Raw genomic sequence first — 18,724 nt, 5'->3', positions numbered from 1 at the left:
CGGGCCTTGTTTCGTTAAAGCGCGAGAATCGGTATCAACGTCGATCGAACGAATACTTGCCGGGGCCGGTCACGCACAACAACAGCAAGCCGCCAATGATTGCGATGTTCTTGTAGAAATGAATCATGTTGTCGTACTGCACCGCGCCGGTCATGTTCCAGTAGTGATGCCCGATGATCGCGGTGCCGAGCGTATACACCGCAAGCAGCAGCGCCAGCGGTCGCGTGAAAAATCCCACCAGCAGCGCGACGCCCACGACCAGCTCCATCACCACCGCGATAACAGCCGACAGCTCCGGCACGGGCGCGCCGGATGACGTCATATAAGCGACGGTGCCGGCAAAGCCGGTCAGCTTCGACCAGCCGAACATCACGAACAGCACCATCAGCAGGATTCGAGCGACGAGAACGATGGTGTCTTTCTGGTTTTCAAACAGTGTGTAGCGCATGATTTTTCCCGATAGCGGAGAAGAGTGAAGCTCGCTGGAAACCATTGTCCAGCGAGCCGTGGTCAAGATTGGGTTAGTCGAGCGGCGCGAGCGGAGCGCTTACGCCCACAACGCCGAGGTTTCGATATTGCGCAGGTCGAACACGAGCACTTCCGCGTCGCGGCCTTGCGTGAACGTCAGCGCTTCTTCGCCACGCACCCGCACGCCGTCGCCCTCGCCAAGCTCGACACCATTCACCGTGACGCTGCCGCGCGCCACATGAACAAAAGCATAGCGGTCCTTCGCGAGTTCGAGCCGCGCGGTTTCGTCACCGTCGAAAAGACCGGCGTACACGCGCGCATCCTGTTGCAGCTGCAGCGAACCGTCCGCACCGTCTGGCGACAGCACGAGGCGCAGCACACCACGCTTGTCGGCCGCGCCGAAGTGCTGTTGCTGATAGCGCGGCTTCGTGCCTTGCTGCGCCGGCGCGATCCAGATCTGCAGGAAGTGCACCGGCTCGCTCTTCGAATGGTTGTATTCACTGTGCGCGACGCCGGTGCCTGCGCTCATCAACTGGATGTCGCCCGGCACGATCACCGAGCCCGTGCCCATCGTGTCCTTGTGTTCGAGCGCGCCTTCGAGCACGTACGAAAAGATTTCCATGTCGCGATGCGGATGCTTGCCGAAGCCTTGCGCCGGTGCCACACGGTCGTCGTTGATCACGAGGAGGTCGGAGAAGCCGTTCTGCTTCGGATCGTGATAGTGCGCGAACGAAAACGTATGACGCGAGCTGAGCCAGCCGTGTTCCGCGCGGCCACGTTGGTTGGCGTGTCTGATTTCGAGCATGCTGTTTTCTCCTTGAGTTTTGTCGTGCGATCCGGGCCAGATGTTTGGCTGCGATCCATGAACGACAGTGTAGGTCAATTCGGATGGCTATAATTATGGTGAAAACGGAAACACTGTCGCATTGGAGTGGACAATACGATGCAGCTCGATGACATGCGGATCTTCGTCGCGACCGTCGACGCCCACAATTTCACCGCCGCGGCGAACCGGCTATCGCTGTCGAAACAGTTCGTGAGCCGCCGGGTGATGGCGCTGGAGGAAGCGCTCGGCGTGCAACTGTTGATTCGCAACACGCGCAAGCTGGCGGTGACCGATCTGGGGCAGGAGTTCTACGAGCGCGCGAAGCGCATCCTCGGCGAGGTCGAGGACGCCGAGCAGGCGATGTCGCTGCGCCGTGCCGGGCCGCGCGGGCTGCTACGCGTGAGCGCGCCGATGTCGTTCGGCATGATGCATCTGTCGCCGCTCGTCGCGGCGTTTTTGCGCGAGCATCGCGACGTGCGCTTCGACATGGAGCTGAGCGACCGCGCCGTCGACGTGGTCGGCGAGGGCTTCGACATGGCGATCCGGATCGGCACGCTGGCGGATTCGTCGCTGATCGCGCAGAAGCTGATCGATGTGAAGATGGTCGCGTGTTGCAGCCCCGCCTATCTGCGCCGGCGCGGCAGCCCGGCCGTGCCGGCCGATCTCGCGAACCACGACTGTCTGCTGTACGGCCATGGCGGCGCGGTGAGCTGGGAGTTTCGCGTCGACGGCGCGATCAGGAGCGTCGAGGTGCGCGGGCCGTTGCGGGCCAATAACGGCGATCTGATTCGCGATTCGGCGGTCGCGGGACTTGGAATCGTTCGGCTGCCCGATTTCATCGTCGCCGATGCGCTGGCGAGCGGCCAGCTCGTGCCCGTGCTCGAAGCGTTCCTGCCGACGGCGACGGGCGTCTATGCCGTGTATCCGCAGCATCGGCAGAGCTCGGTCACGATCCGGGCATTCGTCGAGTTTCTGCGCAAGCATCTTAGGAAGAAGCTCGCGGGTTGAAGTCGAAGCCGAAGCCGAAGGCGAACCGTGGACGCCCGTCGGTCAATCTGCGAAACGCTTTCAACCGTCGCGGAAAATAAAGCTATACGCGCTCAACGCCGGCACGCCGCCCAGATGCGCATACAGCACGCGCGAGCCGGGCGGAAATTCGCCGTTGCGCACCTTGTCGATCATGCCGTGCATCGACTTACCTTCGTACACCGGATCGGTCAGCATGCCTTCGAGGCGCGCGCTCAGACGGATCGCCTCGAGCGTGCCGTCGTTCGGCAGACCGTATTCCGGGCCGCCGTAGCGCTCATCGAGCACGATGTCCTTCGCGGTGATGTCGCGGCCCAACTCGACGCTCTCGGCGGTCCGCTTCGCGATGCGCAGGATCTGCTCGCGCGTCTGCGCCGGCTTTGCCGACGCGTCGATGCCGATCACCCGATCGGCGCGGCCGTCGGCGGCGAAACCGACGACCATGCCGGCCTGCGTGCTGCCGGTCACCGAGCACACGACGATGTAGTCGAATCTGAAGCCCAGTTCGGCTTCCTGCCGACGCACCTCTTCGGCAAAGCCGACGAAGCCGAGCCCGCCCAGCGGATGATCCGAGCAGCCGGCCGGAATCGCGTACGGCTTGCCGCCGGCGGCGCGTACGCTGTCGAGCGCGTCTTCCCAGCTCTTGCGAAAACCGATATCGAAGCCGTCCGGCACGAGCCGCACGTCGGCGCCCATCATGCGCGACATCTGGATGTTGCCGACGCGGTCGTACACCGCATCCGAGTAGTTGACCCAGTTCTCCTGCACGAGCACGCATTTGAGGCCCAGATGCGCGGCCACCGCCGCGACCTGGCGCGTCTGGTTCGACTGGATGCCGCCGATCGACACGAGCGTGTCGCAGCCCTGCGCGAGCGCGTCTGGGATCAGATATTCGAGCTTGCGGGTCTTGTTGCCGCCGAACGCGAGGCCGCTATTGCAGTCCTCGCGCTTGGCATACAGCTGGACCTTGCCGCCGAGATGCTCGCTCAGACGCTTGAGCGGTTGGATCGGCGTCGGTCCGAAGGTGAGCGAGTAGCGGGGGAATCGTTGCAGGTTCATCGCGGCTCCGTGGTGAGTGATTTCCGTGAGTTCATGGTAGAAAAAACTGCCAGAAATGAGCTTGCGAAAAAAATCGCGCAGACGTATTTTTAGAAATTGAAGAACCTCTCGTTCCTAACAAAACTTCGCATCTGCAACGATGAACGCAACAAAAGTTCGTACCGGAGCGAAACGTTCCGATCGAAGCTCCGCTCACTCCACGTCGCCAGCCGATCCCCACCACCACGCGCTGGACCGCATCGACCGGGCGATCCTGCGGCAACTGCAGACCGACGCGTCGATTTCGAACGTGGCGCTCGCCGCGAAAGTGAAACTGAGCGCGCCCGCGTGTCTGCGGCGCGTCGAACGGCTGAAGGAAGCGGGGCTGATTCGCGGCGTGGTCGCGCTGCTCGACCCGAAGGCGGCCGGCGCGGGCATGCTCGTGATCATCGGCGTGGTGCTCGATCGCTCGACGCCCGAGTCGTTCGCCGAGTTCGAAAAGGCCGCGCAGAAAGTGGCCGGTTGCATGGAGTGCCACGTGGTGACCGGCGAGTTCGACTATTTCATGGTGATCCGCACGCGCGACAGCGACAGCTTCAATCGTCTGCACGCCGAGCAGTTGCTGTATCTGCCGGGCGTGCGGCAGATCCGCTCGTTCATGGTGCTGAAGGAAATCCTGTCGACCACGAAATTTCCGCTCTGAGCCGCGCGGCAACGCAACCGCGGAACCGCACAACCGCGCAGCCGGCGGCGAAAGCGCGCATGCTGTCATAAATGCCGCGCCCGCGCGACCAAGCATCGACGCACCCGCACGCGGCCCTGGGGGCACTGTGCCAAGGCGGGTGAGCGTCGGCACTTTTCCGGAGCAACCATCATGATTCGCAACAGACCGCAATTCCTTACATCGTTCGGCGGCACCTCCAGACGCTCGCGCGCGGCCGCGCTGTCGTTGCTGCTCGGCGCGGCCGTGCTCGCGTTGCCGCTCGCGCAGCGCGTCGCGTTCGCGGCGGAGAAGGCGGTCGTGATCGCGCCGCCCGCGCTCGACGAAACGATTCCGGCCAGTACCGCGCACGAGGAAACCGCGGTGCTCGCGGGTGGCTGCTTCTGGGGCGTCCAAGGCGTGTTCCAGCATGTGCGCGGCGTCACGCGAGCGGTGTCGGGCTACTCGGGCGGCTCACGCGACACCGCGCAATACGAGACCGTCAGCGGCGGCGAGACCGGGCACGCCGAATCGGTGCAGGTCACCTTCGATCCGGGCAAGGTCACCTACGGTCAGTTGCTGCAAGTGTATTTCTCGGTGGTTCAGGACCCGACCGAGCTGAATCGCCAGGGTCCCGACAGCGGCACGCAATACCGCTCAGCGATCTTTCCGCTGAACGACGCGCAGCGGCGCGTCGCGCAAAACTATATTGCGCAACTCGACAAGTCGCACGTGTTTCCCGCGCCGATCGTCACGAAGACGGAGCCGTACAAGGGCTTCTATCCGGCCGAGTCGTATCACCAGAATTATTTGACCTTGCATCCCGATTCGGCCTACATCGTGTTCAACGACATGCCGAAAATCGCCAACCTGAAGCGCCTGTTCCCCAACCTGTATCGCGACAAGCCGGTGCTCGTCGAAGCAGGGCAATAACCCCTCTGAAACTCCTCTGAACGGCGGCGCCAGCGGCGCCGCCGCAGCGCCTGACCCATCCTCGCAGTACGCCTTCCATCGCTCGTCATCAATTTTCCACGGACGTGGCGCGTTCCTTGCGCACCAAGGTTCCGTTGTCCATCGTCCGCCTCGCCGCGGCGTGCAAGCACGATGTGCAGCGGCCACACGACTGCGTGGGTCATGCGGGCCCACCGCGCTTCGTGCGCATCGCGTTGCCCGCGTCGTCGATTGGAAAAATTACACGCCGTAAGTAACGGTGCGGCGGTCGTCCGCGCTTTTGGGTCCGCGCTGGACCCCGGACGAAAACCTAACCTCATCGCGAGGAGCGAGATCGGAGGCTTCCGGTGTTGAACAGCCGTAGAAAGAAGCGAGGCGCGGAGCCTCGCCATAAACAAGCCGGCATCGCGGCGAGTTCGCTCGTCGTCGCGACCTTGGGTGCGATGGCCTGCATGCCTCGCGTCGTCTTCGCGCAGACGCCGTCGCCACTCGGCGAATGGCAATACTCGGCAGGGATCCCGCTGCAGAAGATGTTTCAGCCCAACATTCCCGACTGGCAAGTGCGCCTCGGTGTGGCCACCTCGTTCCAGCCGCGCTTCGAGGGATCGGACCGCTATCACCTGGCGACCGGTCCGAGCATCGACGTGCGCTACAAGGATCTGTTCTTTCTGTCGAGCGGCGAAGGCTTCGGCGTGAATTTCGCGCAGGGCGAGAACTGGCGCATGAGTCTCGCCGCGGTCTACGACCTCGGCCGACGCGGGCAGGACGACCCGCAGGAACTCAACGGGCTCGGCAACATCAATCCGGCGCTCGGTGTGAAGCTCTCGGGCGAGTACGTCGTGTCGAAGGATTTTCCACTCGTGCTGCGCGCCGATATCCGCCGCTATTTCGGCGGATCGAACGGCTGGATCGGCGATCTCGGCGCCTATATGCCGATGCCCGGCAGCACGAAGCAGTTCTTCTGGTTCGCGGGTCCGAACGTCGCGATCGCGGACTCCAACTACATGAACAGCTGGTGGGGCGTCAATCAGGAGCAGGCTGCGCACTCGCAGTATCCGCAATACCACGCGAGCGCCGGCTTCAAGTCGGTGGGCTTCGGCGTCAGCGCGATCTGGCTGTTCAGCAGGCACTGGTTCGCGACCGCCGACGGCGCGTTCGAGCAGCTCGTCGGCAGCGCGGGCAACAGTCCGATCACGCGCCGCCGCGCGACCGGCGTCGCCGACGTGTCGATCAACTACCGGTTCTGACCGATCTCAATTGTTGAGACGACGAGGAGGGGCTGCCAGCGGCGCATTGTTCACCCGATGCGTCGATGCGTGCCGTGGAAGGTTCAGGCGTCGAAGCTCTTTCCTTGAAAAGCATCACCGCACAAAAGCTGACCGCGCACGCCGGCGCTACATACCAGGCTGCCGACATCGGATCGCCGGTCCATTTGATCAAGCCCGTCAGGATGAATTGAGTCGTACCGCCGAACAGCGCGACCTGCAGCGCATGCGATACCGCCATACCGCTGCCGCGCACCCGCGCAGGAAAGGCTTCGAGCACGAGCAGGGTGATCGAGCAGGCGCTAAACGCCACCATCGTGCTGATGAGCGCGACGCCGCACAGAACCGGCAGCTCGCTGGTCGCACGGGTAATCACCACAAAGACCGGATAGACCAGCAGCGCCGTGCATCCGGAGGCCAGCAGGGCCATTGGTTTGCGGCGACGCATGCTGTCGAGGAGACGGCCGGCCAGCGGCGGAATGACGACGAGCAGCAGCGCGGACAATGCGGAAGCACGAAAGCCGATGACGGCCGGCATGTGCATCACGCGAGTCGCATAGCTCGGCATGAAGTAGACGATCGCGTATACCGGTATGGATTGCCCCATGATCATCAGCATCGCCAGCAGAATCGTCGTCCCATGTTCGCGACGCAGTTCGGCGAGCGGTGTGGCGGCATGTCTGGCGGCGCTGCTCGCGATCGGACGATCGCGAAGCCGGCGGCGAACGTAGAGGCCGACTGGTGCGATCAGCAGACCGATCACGAACGGGATTCGCCAGCCCCATGAAGCCACGTCAGCCGGCGACATCGTGCTGGTGATCAGCAGGCCCAGGGTTGCGCCCAGCAACGCGGCTGCGCCCAGGCTGACGAACTGCCAGCTGACCAGAGAGCCGCGGCGTGACACGGGGCCGGCCTCCAGCATGAAGGCCGCGGCGACTCCGATGTCGCCGCCGACGGCCAGGCCCTGCAACGATCGACCGGCGATCACAATGAGCGGCGCAAGCACGCCGATGCTGGCAAACGACGGGCACAGCACGAGCGTGGCGGTCCCCAGAGCCATCATCCAGCTGGTTCTCGTCATCGCTGCACGGCGTCCCACGCGGTCGGCGTAAGCGCCAATCATCATCGCGCCGACAGGCCGCATGAAAAAGCCGACGCCGAATGTGCCGACGGCATACAGCAATGAAGTCATCGGATCGTGGGCCGGGAAGAACCGATCGCCGATCACCGCCGCGAAAAAGCCGAAGACGGTGAAGTCGAACATTTCGAGCCCGGTCACGAGCGAGGCTGCGACGACGGTCTTCAGAAGCTCACGCCGATATTTCCGAGGGATTTCCGCGCTTCTTTGCGCAACGATTTCTGTTGGTGCACGGCTCATCCGCACTGTTCTCCGCGATTGGTAGCCGGCATTTTGTCACATACGCCATTTTCGGCCGGCTGGTTGCCACGCCGCGTCCCAATCGTCCGATGTCAAATCGCCTCCGGGAAGCGAGTTGGTGACGATCCCGTAACGCGCTTTTGCATGGGCGGTAGTCGACAGCGTCGCAAACAGAGCGGCCGCCACGCCGCGACCTCGCGGGTATAGCCCTTGCTGACTCTCTGTTCGCGCGCCACGACGCCTTCGTCGCCGCGCGCGCGAACACAAGGAGTCGATCCCCATGGCAGGTAAAGCGAATACCCAGAAGCCCGCGGCCCGGGCAAACGGGGCAGCGCCGTCGAACGACGCAAAATCGAACGATCTCGAACGCAATCGCGTGAAGCCGCAGGGCGAGGCCCTGAGAACCAATCAGGGCGTCAAGATAGCCGACAACCAGAACACGTTGCGTGCAGGACCGCGCGGTCCGTCGCTGCTCGAAGATTTCATCATGCGTGAAAAGATCACGCATTTCGATCACGAGCGAATTCCCGAGCGCATCGTGCATGCGCGCGGCTCGGCCGCGCATGGCGTGTTTCAGGTCTACGAATCGATGCACGAGTACACCAAGGCCGCGTTTTTGCAGGACCCGGCCGCCGAAACGCCGGTCTATGTGCGGTTCTCGACCGTGCAAGGTCCGCGCGGCTCGGCCGATACCGTGCGCGACGTGCGCGGCTTCGCGGTGAAGTTTTACACGCAGGAAGGCAATTTCGATCTGGTCGGCAACAACATGCCGGTGTTCTTCATTCAGGATGCGATCAAGTTTCCCGACTTCGTGCACGCGGTGAAGCCGGAGGCGCCGAACGAGATGCCGACCGGCGGGTCCGCGCACGACACGTTCTGGGACTTCGTGTCGCTCGTGCCCGAATCGGCCCACATGGTGCTGTGGACGATGTCGGACCGTGCGATTCCGCGCAGCTTGCGGACGATGGAAGGCTTCGGCGTCCATACGTTCCGCTTCGTCAATGCGGAGGGCCGCGCGCGTTTCATCAAGTTCCACTGGCGTCCCGTGCTCGGCTCGTATTCGCTGCTATGGGATGAAGCGCAGAAGCTCGCGGGCAAAGACCCGGACTTTCACCGGCGCGATCTATGGGATGCGATCGAGCGGGGCGATTATCCGGAGTACGAACTGGGCGTGCAGATCGTCGAGGAAGCCGACGAGCACAAGTTCGATTTCGATCTGCTCGATCCGACCAAGCTCATTCCGGAAGAACTCGTGCCCGTGAAAATCATCGGCAAGATGACGCTCAATCGCAATCCGGACAACTTCTTCGCCGAGACCGAACAGGCCGCGTTTCATCCGGGGCATATCGTGCCGGGCATCGATTTCACCAACGATCCGTTGCTGCAGGGGCGTTTGTTCTCGTACACGGACACCCAGATCAGCCGCCTCGGCGGCCCGAACTTTCACGAGATTCCGATCAACCGGCCGGTCTGTCCAGCCGTCAACAATCAGCGCGATGCGATGCATCGGCAGGCGATCCACGTCGGCCAGGCGTCGTACGAGCCGAACTCGCTGAACGAAGGCTGGCCGAAGGAAACCGATCCGGCGGCCGAAGATGGCGGCTTCGACAGCTATCAGGAGCGCGTCGAGGGCACCAAGATTCGCGTGCGCAGCGATTCGTTCGCCGATCATTTCTCGCAGGCCGCGTTGTTCTACAACAGCATGTCGCAGCCGGAGAAGGACCATATCGCGGCGGCCTATCAGTTCGAGCTCGGCAAGGTGACGAAGCCCGAGATTCGCACGCGCCAGGTCAACGAGATTCTCGCGAACTTCGACGCCGACCTCGCCGCGAAGGTGGCCGAAGGACTCGGCTTGCCGGCGCCGAAGAAGGGCACGGCAAAACTCGTCGGGCCGAAGTCGTCGGCGGCGCTGAGTCTGCTCAATCGCGTGAAGCCCGGCATCAAGACCCGCAAGATCGCGCTGCTCGCCGCGCCCGGCTCCGATGGCGCGGCGATCAAACGGCTACGGCAGGCGCTCGAGGGTGAAGGCGCGACGCCGATGCTGATCGCGCCGACGCTCGCCGGGATCGACGGACTCGCGCCCGACGCGACGATCGCCGGATTGCCGTCGATCATGTTCGACGCGGTGATCGTGGTCGGCGGGGAGAAGGGGGCGAAGGCGCTGTCGCAATCGGGCGATGCGCGGCACTTCGTGCTCGAAGCGTTCAAGCATCTGAAGGCGATCGCGGCACTCGGCGCGGGGCGGGACCTGCTCGCGGCCGCGCAGTTGCCCGCGCAGTCGGACGGCATCGCGACCGGAGACGACTCGCAGTCCGCCGACGTGTTGAAGGCATTCATCAAGGCCGCCGGGCAGCATCGCGTATGGTCGCGCGCGGTGCAGGCGGAATCGGTGCCGGCCTGAGCGGGCCGGCGCGGTGGCACCGAGGCGCTGCCGCGTGAGCCGCTGATCGGTGCAGCGTAGCTGAAACGCGGCGCTCCCATGCGCGTCGCTGCGAGAGCCTGGCGGGTGCGAACCGGCCAGGTTCTTTTTGCATTGCGCGCCCTGCCCAGCAAGGCTCGACGAGCGTACTGTCCGTTACACGATGCGTGTCGTCCTTGTATGATGACGGCGGTCGCGTCGCGGCAACCAACACCGCGCGCAGACCCGAAAAATATTCCGCATCGACCCGATTCGCCATGCCACCTACAGAAAAAATGACCGCATCGCAGGCCGTCGATCAACTCCGTTTCCGCCGCATTCTTCGCCGCAATATCGCGCTGCCTTTGGGCGTCGGCCTGGTCACGATGGCGCTGTTCGTCGGGCTGATCGCTTACCTCGTGTCGACGATGAGCTGGGTCGAGCACTCCGAGCGCGTGATCGGCGACGCCAACGAAATGCTGCGGCTCGCGGTGGATCGCGAATCGTCGATGCGCGGCTTCCTGATCACCGGTAACGAGAGTTTCCTCGCGCCGTACGAAAACGGCGGCCCCAAATTCAAGGCACAACTCGACACCCTGGAGAAGCAGGTCGCCGACAACCCGCCGCAGGTCGAGCGGCTCAAGCAGATCGAAGCGCTGCAGCAGCGCTGGGGACGTTTCGCCGAAGAGATCATCGACGCGCGCCGCCGCAACCAGGACTATGAGACTGCGATCGCGGCGGGGCGCGGCAAGGTCGAGTTCGACGAAACCCGCCGCGAATTCGGCGATTTTCTCGACGTCGAGCTGCGCCTGCGCCAGCAGCGCGCCGAAGCGACACGCAACGTAACGGCGACACTGGTCGGCGTGTTCCTGCTGTTCAGCCTCGTCGTCAGCGGCCTGCTTGCATGGCGGGGCCGTCGCGAACTGCTGGACCTGTCCGCGACCTATGACGACGTGCTGCGCCGCCAGGCCGAACAGACCGCGCTGCTCGAGCAGCAGGTCTGGTTGCGCTCGGGTCAGAGGCTGCTCGCGGACAAGGTGGTCGGCCAGACGAACGCGCCGCTCGTCGGCCGCGCGATGCTCGAATTTCTCGCCCAATATCTCGATGCGCTCGTCGCCGCGCTGTATGTGCGCGACCGGCAGAGCGGCACGCTGCGCCGCATCGCCGCGTACGGATATAGCCGCGACAGCGAACAGACGGCCGGCCTGACTTTCGAGGAGGGCGAAACGCTGGTCGGTCAGGCGGCGCGCTCGCGCCGCACGCTGGTGCTGCGCGACGTGCCCGCCGATTACGTGCGGGTCATGTCGGCGACGGGCAGCGGCGCACCGCGCAACCTGCTGATCCTGCCGATCGACAACGACGGCCAGGTCAACGGCGTCGTCGAAATGGGCTTCCTGCGCGAGGTGACGCCGCGCGACGAAGAGTTCATGGAGCTGATCCGCCACAGCATGGGCGACTTTCTCGAAGCGGCGCTGTACCGCGAACGCCTGCAGGATGTGCTCGCCGAGACGCAGCAGCTGAACGAGGAGTTGCAGGTCCAGCAGGAGGAACTGCGGGTCTCCAACGAAGGGCTCGAGGAACGCGGCCGCGCGCTGATGGAATCGCAACGGCGCCTCGAGGCGCAGCAGGCCGAGCTCGAACAGACCAACGTGCAGCTCGAGGAATACGCGCAGCGGCTGGAGCGGCAGAAATCGGAGCTGCTGCGCGCGCAGAGCGACCTGGCGGCCAACGCGGAACGCCTCGAACAGTCGAGCCGCTACAAGTCCGAGTTCCTCGCGAACATGTCGCACGAATTGCGCACGCCGCTGAACAGCTCGCTGATTCTCGCGAGGCTGCTGCAGCAGAATCGCAGCGGCAATCTGACCGACGAGCAGGTGCGCTACGCGGAGACGATCCACGCGTCGAACAGCGATCTGCTGGTGCTGATCAATGACATTCTCGACCTGTCGAAGGTCGAGGCGGGCCAACTGACGGTCGAGCCCGAAACGGTGTCGATCGAGGCGACGCTGCAATCGCTCGAAGAAATGTTTCGGCCGATCGCGGCGACCAGGCAATTGCGTCTCGCCTTCGACAAGCTGCCGGGCGCGCCCGATGCGTTCGTCACCGATGGCCAGCGGCTCACGCAGATCCTGCGCAACCTGCTGTCGAACGCGGTGAAGTTCACCGAGCGCGGCGAGGTCACGCTCGAGGTCGCCAGGGTCGAGGACAACCTGCTGCGCTTCGACGTGCGCGATTCGGGCATCGGCATTGCGGCCGACAAGCTCGACCTGATCTTCGAGGCGTTCCAGCAGGCCGATGGCTCGACGAGCCGTCAATATGGCGGCAGCGGCCTTGGGCTGTCGATTTCGCGCGAGCTCTCGCGGCTGCTGGGCGGGCGCATCACGGTCGCGAGCGAAGTCGGCAAGGGCAGTGTGTTTACGCTGTGGCTGCCGCTCGATGCGCGCGCGGCGGCAGACAGCACGGTGACGAGCGCCGCCGCGATCAACGCGGTGAACCCGGGCACGCACGCGACGGCGCCGGCGCCGTTGCTGCACACGCCGCTCGACGCCGCTCCCGCCGCGGTGATCTCGCCGGCGAATGGTCTGGCAAGCCGGGCGTCGCCCACCGCATCGTACGAAGCCTTGCTGGCCGGCGCCGCCGAGCCCGCCGTCGCGCCGATTGCCGACGATCGCGACAACCGCACCCGCGCGGGCCGACTGATCGTCGCGGTCGAAGACGATCCCCCGTTCGCCGCGATTCTGCGCGATCTCGTGCACGAACTCGACTTCGACTTCGTGCACGCGAGCGACGCCGCCAGCGGCCTCGCGCTGGTGCGCGACATGCGGCCGGCCGCGGTGCTGCTCGACGTCGGCCTGCCGGACCGCTCGGGCCTCACCGTGCTCGAATGGCTGAAGAACGATCCGCTGACGCGCCACATCCCGATCCATATCGTGTCGGCCACCGATCACGCCGACAAGGCGCTGCACCTGGGCGCGATCGGCTACACGCTGAAGCCGACCGCGCGCTCGACCATGGAGGCCGCGATCCGCCGTCTCGAAGCGCGGCTGCAACAGCGCCTGAAACGCGTGCTGGTGATCGAGGACGACGCGCCGATGCGCGAAAGCATCCGCGCGCTGCTGCAAAGCGAGAACACCGAGATCGTCGCGGTCGCGACGCTCGCCGAGGCGTTCGAGCAGCTGTCGACGCTGACGTTCGACTGCGTCGTCACCGATCTGGCGCTGCCCGACGGCACCGGCTACGATCTGCTCGAACGCCTCGCCGCGAACAGCGCGCACGCGTCGCTGCCGGTGATCGTCTACACGGGCCGCATGCTCTCCGACGAAGAGGAGCACCGGCTGCGCCGCTATTCGAAGTCGATCATCATCAAGGGCGCGAAATCGCCGGAGCGTCTGCTCGACGAAGTCACGCTGTTCCTGCACAGCGTCGAGTCGTCGCTCGCGCCGGAGCAGCAGCGCATGCTGCGCACCGTGCGGCAACGCGACAATGCTTTCGAGGGCCGCACGATCCTGCTCGCCGAAGACGACGTGCGCAACATCTTCGCGCTGTCGCACGTGCTGGAGCCGCTCGGCGCGAAACTGCTGATCGCGCGCAACGGCCGCGAGGCGCTCGACGAACTGGAGAACGGACCGGAAGTGCATCTGGTGCTGATGGACATCATGATGCCCGAGATGGACGGCCTGACCGCGATGGGCGAGATTCGCCGCAATCCGCGCTTCGCGCATCTGCCGATCATCGCGCTGACCGCGAAGGCGATGGCCAACGATCGCACGCGCTGCCTCGAAGCGGGCGCCGACGACTACGTGTCGAAACCGATCGACGTCGACAAGCTCGTTGCGCTGTGCCGCGTGTGGCTGCGGCAGCGCTGAGGCCGCGAGCGTGAGCAGGCAAGCGAGAAACGCGATGAACCCATCCCGCCTCAGCGATTTCGACATCGAGCTGCGGCTGCTGCTCGAGGCGATCTATCTGAAGTATCAGCACGACTTTCGCCACTACGCGATGTCGTCGCTGCGCCGCCGCCTCACGCAGGCGCTCGACGAATTCAACGTGGACACGCTGTCGCAATTGCAGGACCGCATCATCCGCGACGGCAACGAGTTTTCGCGGCTGTTCCAGTACCTGACGGTGCAGGTCAGCGACATGTTTCGCGACCCGTCGTATTTCCTCGCGCTGCGCGAACACGTGCTGCCGCGTCTGCGCACTTATCCGTCGATCAAGGTGTGGGTCGCCGGATGCAGCACCGGCGAGGAGCTGTGGTCGCTGAAGATCCTGTTCGACGAGGAGGGCCTCACCGAGCGCACGCTGTTCTACGCGACCGACATCAACCCCGACGCGCTCGCGCGCGCGGAGGCGGGCATTTACGCGCTGGAGCGCATCCAGGGCTTCACGCAGAACTATCTGGCGGCGGGCGGCACGCGATCGCTGTCGGACTACTATCATGCAGCATATGGCGGCGCGCGCTTTGCCGGCTCGCTGAAAGAGCGCGTGGTGTTCGCCGATCACAGCCTGTCCACCGACGAAGTGTTCCTCGAAGCGCATCTGGTGTCGTGCCGCAACGTGCTGATCTATTTCGATCGCGGCTTGCAGGATCGCGCGTTGGGGCTGTTCGAGAACGCGTTGGTGCGGCGCGGCTTTCTCGGCCTGGGCAGCAAGGAAAGCCTGCGCTTTTCGCATCACTACCCGGCGTTCGACGAGTTCCGTGCGACCGAACGCATTTACCAGAAGCGTTAGCGAGGTCGCGATGCCACGCTCGAACGTCGAACCCACCGTCACCCGGGCCGCCGCTGCCAGCGGCGCGCTCGGCACGGGCACGGGCGCAGATGCGGGCACGGACGCGCCGCGGGGTTACGACCTCGTCGTGATCGGCGGCTCGGCCGGCGGCCTCGAGGTGCTCAACGTGCTGCTCGCCGCGTTGCCCACGCGCTTCGCGGCGGCCGTGATGATCGTCTCGCATCTGCCGGCCGATTCGCCGAGCTACCTGGTGCCGGCGATCGCGCATCGCTGCGCACTGCCGGTGCTCGAACCCGATGCCGGCGAGCTGATCCTGGCGGGCCGCGTGCACGTCGCGCCGCCTGGTTATCACATGCTCGTCGAAGTGGACCGCACGGTCGCGCTGTCGACCGATGCGGCGGTGCGCTTCTCGCGGCCGTCGATCGACGTGTTGTTCGAATCGGCCGCCGCGGTGTACGGCGAGCGGCTGCTCGCGATCCTGCTGTCCGGCGCCAACGACGACGGCTCGTACGGGCTCGAACGCGTGCGCGCGTGCGGCGGCACCGCGTGGGTGCAGGACCCCGGCAGCGCCGGCTCGCCGGAGATGCCGCGCGCGGCGATCGAACGCGGCGCGGCCGACGCGATCTACAATCCCGAAACCCTGGCGAAGCGCCTTGCCGCGCTGCCGACTTCCCTCTGATACGGTGCCATGTCGAACTCACCTGTGAACATCCTGATCGTCGACGACATCGTCCACAACATCACCGCGCTCGAAGCGTTGCTCACGCGTCCCGACGTCGCGGTGCTGGTCGCCGATTCCGGCACCGCCGCGCTCGATCTGCTGCTCAAGCACGAAGTCGCGCTGGCGATTCTCGACGTCAACATGCCCGGCATGAACGGCTTCGAACTGGCCGCGCTGATGCGCGGCAGCCCGCGCACGTCGCACGTGCCGATCATCTTCCTGACCGCGACCGCGCAGGACGCGTCGCGCACGTTCCGCGGCTACGAGGCGGGCGCGGTCGACTTCCTGTACAAGCCGTTCGATCCGCGCATCCTGCAGTCGAAGGTCGACGTGTTCGTGCAACTGGAGCAGCAGAAGCGCCAGCTCGCCGCGCAACTGGTGACGACGCGCCAGATGCTCGAAGCGAACGAAATGCTGATGGCGGTGCTCAGTCACGATCTGCGCACGCCGCTCGGCGCGGTGCTGGCGTCGGCGGAATACCTGATGCGCACGGCCGTCGACGAGCAGGCCGCGAGCGTCGCCGCGCGGGTGAAGAACAGCTCGCTGCGCATGGCGCGGATGGTCGATCAGTTGCTGAACCTCGCGCGTCTGCAAGGCGGACGTCTGCCGTTGCAGCCGCGCTCGATCGAACTCGCGACGCTGTGCCGCTCGGTGATCGATGAATTCGCATCGCAGAAGAGCGGCAAGCAGATCGTGTTCAGCTGCACCGGCAATACGGCCGGCGCGTGGGATACCGACCTCGTGTGGCAGGCGGTGTCGAATCTCGTCAGCAATGCGCTGCATCATGGCGCGCTGGAGGGCGATATCGGCGTGGAGGTGGACGGCGAGGCCGAGGATTGCGTGCGTCTGAAGGTGTCCAATCGCGGCACGATTCCGGCCGAGGTGTTTCCGCATCTGTTCAAGGCGTTCGCGTCGAACGGCAACAGCGCGCGCTCGCGCGAGGGGCTCGGGCTGGGCCTGCATATCGTGCAGGAAATCGCGCGCATGCATGGCGGTGACGTCAGCGTCGCATCCAGCGACGACGCGGGCACGAGCTTCACGATCCAGTTGCCGAGGGCGGTGGCGTTGCAGCGCGGGTCGTTTACCCGGCGATGAGGCGTCGCTAACGAGTCGATAACGCCGCTGGTCCTGCGCCGCGCGCCCGCTGTGCTACGCTTGCCGCAACCCAATCCACGCAGCGCAAGCACGAATCCCCATCATGCGTTCCTGGCGCCTCGCATCATCGCAGCGCAGCGGTCAGATCAGCACCGCACGCGCCACCGACCTCGTCATGGCGATGTCCCACCCGGATGCCGGCGCGCTCGCCGCGAGCATTCTGCAGACGGTTGGCGAGTCATTGTCGCTGCCGGTCTCGCAGTGCACGATCTTCGCGTACGAGTTCGATGCACGGCCCCGTACGGTGTCGGCGGCCGATCATCGCGGCGGGCATTTTCTACGCGACGTCGCCGAGCGCTACGCCGCGCATTTTTATGCGCTGGACGGCAATCGCGCGATCATCGGCCAGACCGACGGTAGGCGGCGCATCCGTTCAGGCGATGCGCTGGTGCTGCATCAGCAGCGCGGCGACGAAATCGAAAACGAAGCGTATCGCGCGGCGTGCTACGCGCAGCCGAACGTATCGGACCGGCTGTCGTTGCTGGTGCAGCCGGCGGATAGCGTGTGGCTGTCGATCAACCTGTATCGCGACCGCGCGTACGGCGTGTTCGCGGCGGGCGAACTGGAGCGGATCGAAAGCGTCGCGCCGCTGTTCGCGCATGCGGCGAAAGGCCATTACGCGCTGAATGGGCAACACCAGCAGGGCGCCGGTGCGGCGATGCTCGCGCGCGTGCGTCGCGCGTGTCCGGCGCTGACGCCGCGCGAGCTCGACGTGCTGCGCGGCACCCTCGAAGGCGCGAGCGCCGCCGAGATCGCCGGGCGAATGGGGGTGAAGCCCACGAGCGTCGTCACGTATCAGAAGCGCGCGTACGCGCGGCTGGGGATTTCGAATCAACGGCAGCTGTTCGCGCTGTGTATGCAGCCTTAGCGGCGCATCTGTCGAAGCTCGTGTCCACACTCGGGTCGAAGCGGGCGTCGGAGCGCGCTTCATGTCCGCTTCAACAGCGCTTCAACTCCGCTTACCCCGCGCCTCGGCCTGCGTCTCCCGATCCCAGCGTTTCAACCACGGCATCACGAAATCCGCGAAACCATCGGCCGATGGCGACAGCGCGCGCTCGGTCGAGCGATACACGCACACCTCGCGAATCGTTTCCGGATCGACGATGCGCTTCATCACGAGCCCGAACGTGCGGGCGAGCGGCGCGACGTAGGCCGGCGCGAGCGTGACAGCAAGCCCTTGCGCGGCGAGGCCGAACGCGGTGGTCACGTTGTCGACGACATCGACCGGAATGATGCGCGCCTCGACCGGCAGGTGGGCGAGCATCTGGTCGACCGCGCGCTCGTGGTCGCGGCCGGTCGCGACGATCGGCACGTCGCGCAGGTGCTGCCACTGCACGCGGCGGCGCGCCGCGAGCGGATGCGCGGCCGAGCACCACATCACCCACGGACTCGCGAACGCGGGCTCTGAGCGCACGCGCGTCCCGCTTTGCCGGTCCGGGCCGATCGCAAGATCGAGGTCGCCGCTCTCGACCCGCTCCACCAGTTGCTCGACCACGGTATCGCAGACGCGTACGACCACCTTAGGCTTGTCGCGCGCGTATTCGGCGATCGCCGCGGGCAGCGCCGTCGACGCGATGACGAGCGGCGCGCCGACCCGCACGATGCCGGCCGCGCGGTTGCGGATATCGTCGGCGGATTGAGCGGCTGCGCGCACGTGGCGCAGCACCGATTCGGCCGACGCCAGGAAGTCCTGCCCAGCGCTGGACAGCGCGACGCGCCGCGTGGTGCGATCGAACAGCCGGAAGCCGAGCTCCGTTTCGAGCTCGGCAAGCAGCTGGCTGACCGCCGACGAAGTCAGCCCGAGCCGCTGCGCCGCCGCGCCGATGCTATGAAGATCGACGATGGCGAGGAACGCTTCGAATTGGCGGATCGTGACGCGGGTAAGAGGCATACGATCGATTCTAAAGAAAAACTTACGAATCATGAAAAATCGATTGATTGTGCGCGGCGCGCCGACCACCGACACTCGTGCAGGTCGACTTAGCCCGGCAAACCCGCTTAGACTTAAGGTTTGCCCTGTCGTCCCGCGGCGCGCGGACGACCGCCACAACCGGCCTGCAGAGGCCGTCT

15 protein-coding genes are annotated in these 18,724 nt (G+C 65.2%); 10 read left to right on the top strand and 5 right to left on the bottom strand.

The genetic code is table 11. The features are described from left to right. Positions 1 to 34 precede the first annotated feature (34 nt). Both EVC45_RS12765 and EVC45_RS12760 read right to left on the bottom strand, forming a co-directional pair. Positions 35 to 448, bottom strand: a complete 414-nt coding sequence (locus EVC45_RS12765) for a DoxX family protein (protein WP_129958338.1) — start codon at positions 446 to 448, stop codon at positions 35 to 37. A 99-nt stretch (positions 449 to 547) separates the two neighbouring features. After that, positions 548 to 1,273 (bottom strand): pirin family protein, encoded by a 726-nt coding sequence (locus tag EVC45_RS12760; protein ID WP_129958337.1) that lies wholly within the window; start codon positions 1,271 to 1,273, stop codon positions 548 to 550. A 138-nt stretch (positions 1,274 to 1,411) separates the two neighbouring features. Between EVC45_RS12760 and EVC45_RS12755 the strand changes: the two genes are divergently transcribed. Further along, the gene (locus EVC45_RS12755) at positions 1,412 to 2,302 is read left to right on the top strand and encodes a LysR family transcriptional regulator (protein ID WP_129958336.1); all 891 of its coding nucleotides are present in this window, start codon (positions 1,412 to 1,414) and stop codon (positions 2,300 to 2,302) included. 60 nt (positions 2,303 to 2,362) lie between these two features. Here the strand turns inward: EVC45_RS12755 and EVC45_RS12750 are convergent, their stop codons facing one another. After that, complete coding sequence (locus EVC45_RS12750) at positions 2,363 to 3,379, bottom strand: 1-aminocyclopropane-1-carboxylate deaminase (protein WP_129958335.1); 1,017 nt, start codon at positions 3,377 to 3,379, stop codon at positions 2,363 to 2,365. Positions 3,380 to 3,518: 139 nt separating this feature from the next. Between EVC45_RS12750 and EVC45_RS12745 the strand changes: the two genes are divergently transcribed. The 3 genes from EVC45_RS12745 (at position 3,519) to EVC45_RS12735 (ending at position 6,256) form a co-directional block, all read left to right on the top strand. Continuing rightward, positions 3,519 to 4,061 (top strand): Lrp/AsnC family transcriptional regulator, encoded by a 543-nt coding sequence (locus EVC45_RS12745; RefSeq protein ID WP_129958334.1) that lies wholly within the window; start codon positions 3,519 to 3,521, stop codon positions 4,059 to 4,061. Between the two features lie 171 nt (positions 4,062 to 4,232). Further along, the gene (gene msrA, locus EVC45_RS12740; protein ID WP_129958333.1) at positions 4,233 to 4,991 is read left to right on the top strand and encodes a peptide-methionine (S)-S-oxide reductase MsrA; all 759 of its coding nucleotides are present in this window, start codon (positions 4,233 to 4,235) and stop codon (positions 4,989 to 4,991) included. A 365-nt stretch (positions 4,992 to 5,356) separates the two neighbouring features. Beyond that, positions 5,357 to 6,256 (top strand): MipA/OmpV family protein, encoded by a 900-nt coding sequence (locus tag EVC45_RS12735; RefSeq protein WP_129958332.1) that lies wholly within the window; start codon positions 5,357 to 5,359, stop codon positions 6,254 to 6,256. On the opposite strand, the gene EVC45_RS12730 is transcribed toward EVC45_RS12735, so the two are convergent. Continuing rightward, on the bottom strand, positions 6,240 to 7,553 hold the full coding sequence (locus EVC45_RS12730; RefSeq protein ID WP_248295105.1) for an MFS transporter: 1,314 nt from the start codon (positions 7,551 to 7,553) through the stop codon (positions 6,240 to 6,242). The genes EVC45_RS12735 and EVC45_RS12730 overlap by 17 nt on opposite strands. A gap of 379 nt (positions 7,554 to 7,932) precedes the next feature. Here EVC45_RS12730 and katE point away from each other — a divergent pair, with 379 nt between their 5' ends. The 6 genes from katE to EVC45_RS12700 all read left to right on the top strand — a co-directional run bounded on the left by katE (position 7,933) and on the right by EVC45_RS12700 (position 17,522). Next, positions 7,933 to 10,053, top strand: a complete 2,121-nt coding sequence (gene katE, locus EVC45_RS12725) for a catalase HPII (protein ID WP_129958330.1) — start codon at positions 7,933 to 7,935, stop codon at positions 10,051 to 10,053. Between the two features lie 293 nt (positions 10,054 to 10,346). Beyond that, positions 10,347 to 13,916, top strand: coding sequence for a response regulator (locus EVC45_RS12720; RefSeq protein ID WP_129958329.1), 3,570 nt, complete (start codon positions 10,347 to 10,349; stop codon positions 13,914 to 13,916). A 34-nt stretch (positions 13,917 to 13,950) separates the two neighbouring features. Then, positions 13,951 to 14,778: a protein-glutamate O-methyltransferase CheR gene (locus tag EVC45_RS12715; protein ID WP_129958328.1), complete on the top strand. Its 828-nt coding sequence runs from the start codon at positions 13,951 to 13,953 to the stop codon at positions 14,776 to 14,778. 10 nt (positions 14,779 to 14,788) lie between these two features. Beyond that, complete coding sequence (locus EVC45_RS12710) at positions 14,789 to 15,457, top strand: chemotaxis protein CheB (RefSeq protein WP_129958327.1); 669 nt, start codon at positions 14,789 to 14,791, stop codon at positions 15,455 to 15,457. Positions 15,458 to 15,466: 9 nt separating this feature from the next. Continuing rightward, positions 15,467 to 16,594, top strand: a complete 1,128-nt coding sequence (locus EVC45_RS12705) for a hybrid sensor histidine kinase/response regulator (protein WP_129958326.1) — start codon at positions 15,467 to 15,469, stop codon at positions 16,592 to 16,594. A gap of 103 nt (positions 16,595 to 16,697) precedes the next feature. Then, on the top strand, positions 16,698 to 17,522 hold the full coding sequence (locus EVC45_RS12700) for a helix-turn-helix transcriptional regulator (RefSeq protein ID WP_129958325.1): 825 nt from the start codon (positions 16,698 to 16,700) through the stop codon (positions 17,520 to 17,522). A gap of 81 nt (positions 17,523 to 17,603) precedes the next feature. On the opposite strand, the gene EVC45_RS12695 is transcribed toward EVC45_RS12700, so the two are convergent. Then, positions 17,604 to 18,545 (bottom strand): LysR family transcriptional regulator, encoded by a 942-nt coding sequence (locus EVC45_RS12695; protein ID WP_129958324.1) that lies wholly within the window; start codon positions 18,543 to 18,545, stop codon positions 17,604 to 17,606. Between the last annotated feature and the right edge of the window lie 179 nt (positions 18,546 to 18,724).

The organism is Paraburkholderia sp. UYCP14C (assembly GCF_004197395.1).
In the GTDB taxonomy this organism is placed as follows: domain Bacteria; phylum Pseudomonadota; class Gammaproteobacteria; order Burkholderiales; family Burkholderiaceae; genus Paraburkholderia.
The sequence above is the reverse complement of the archived record's forward strand: the minus strand, read 5'-3'. Positions and strand labels throughout refer to the sequence as shown.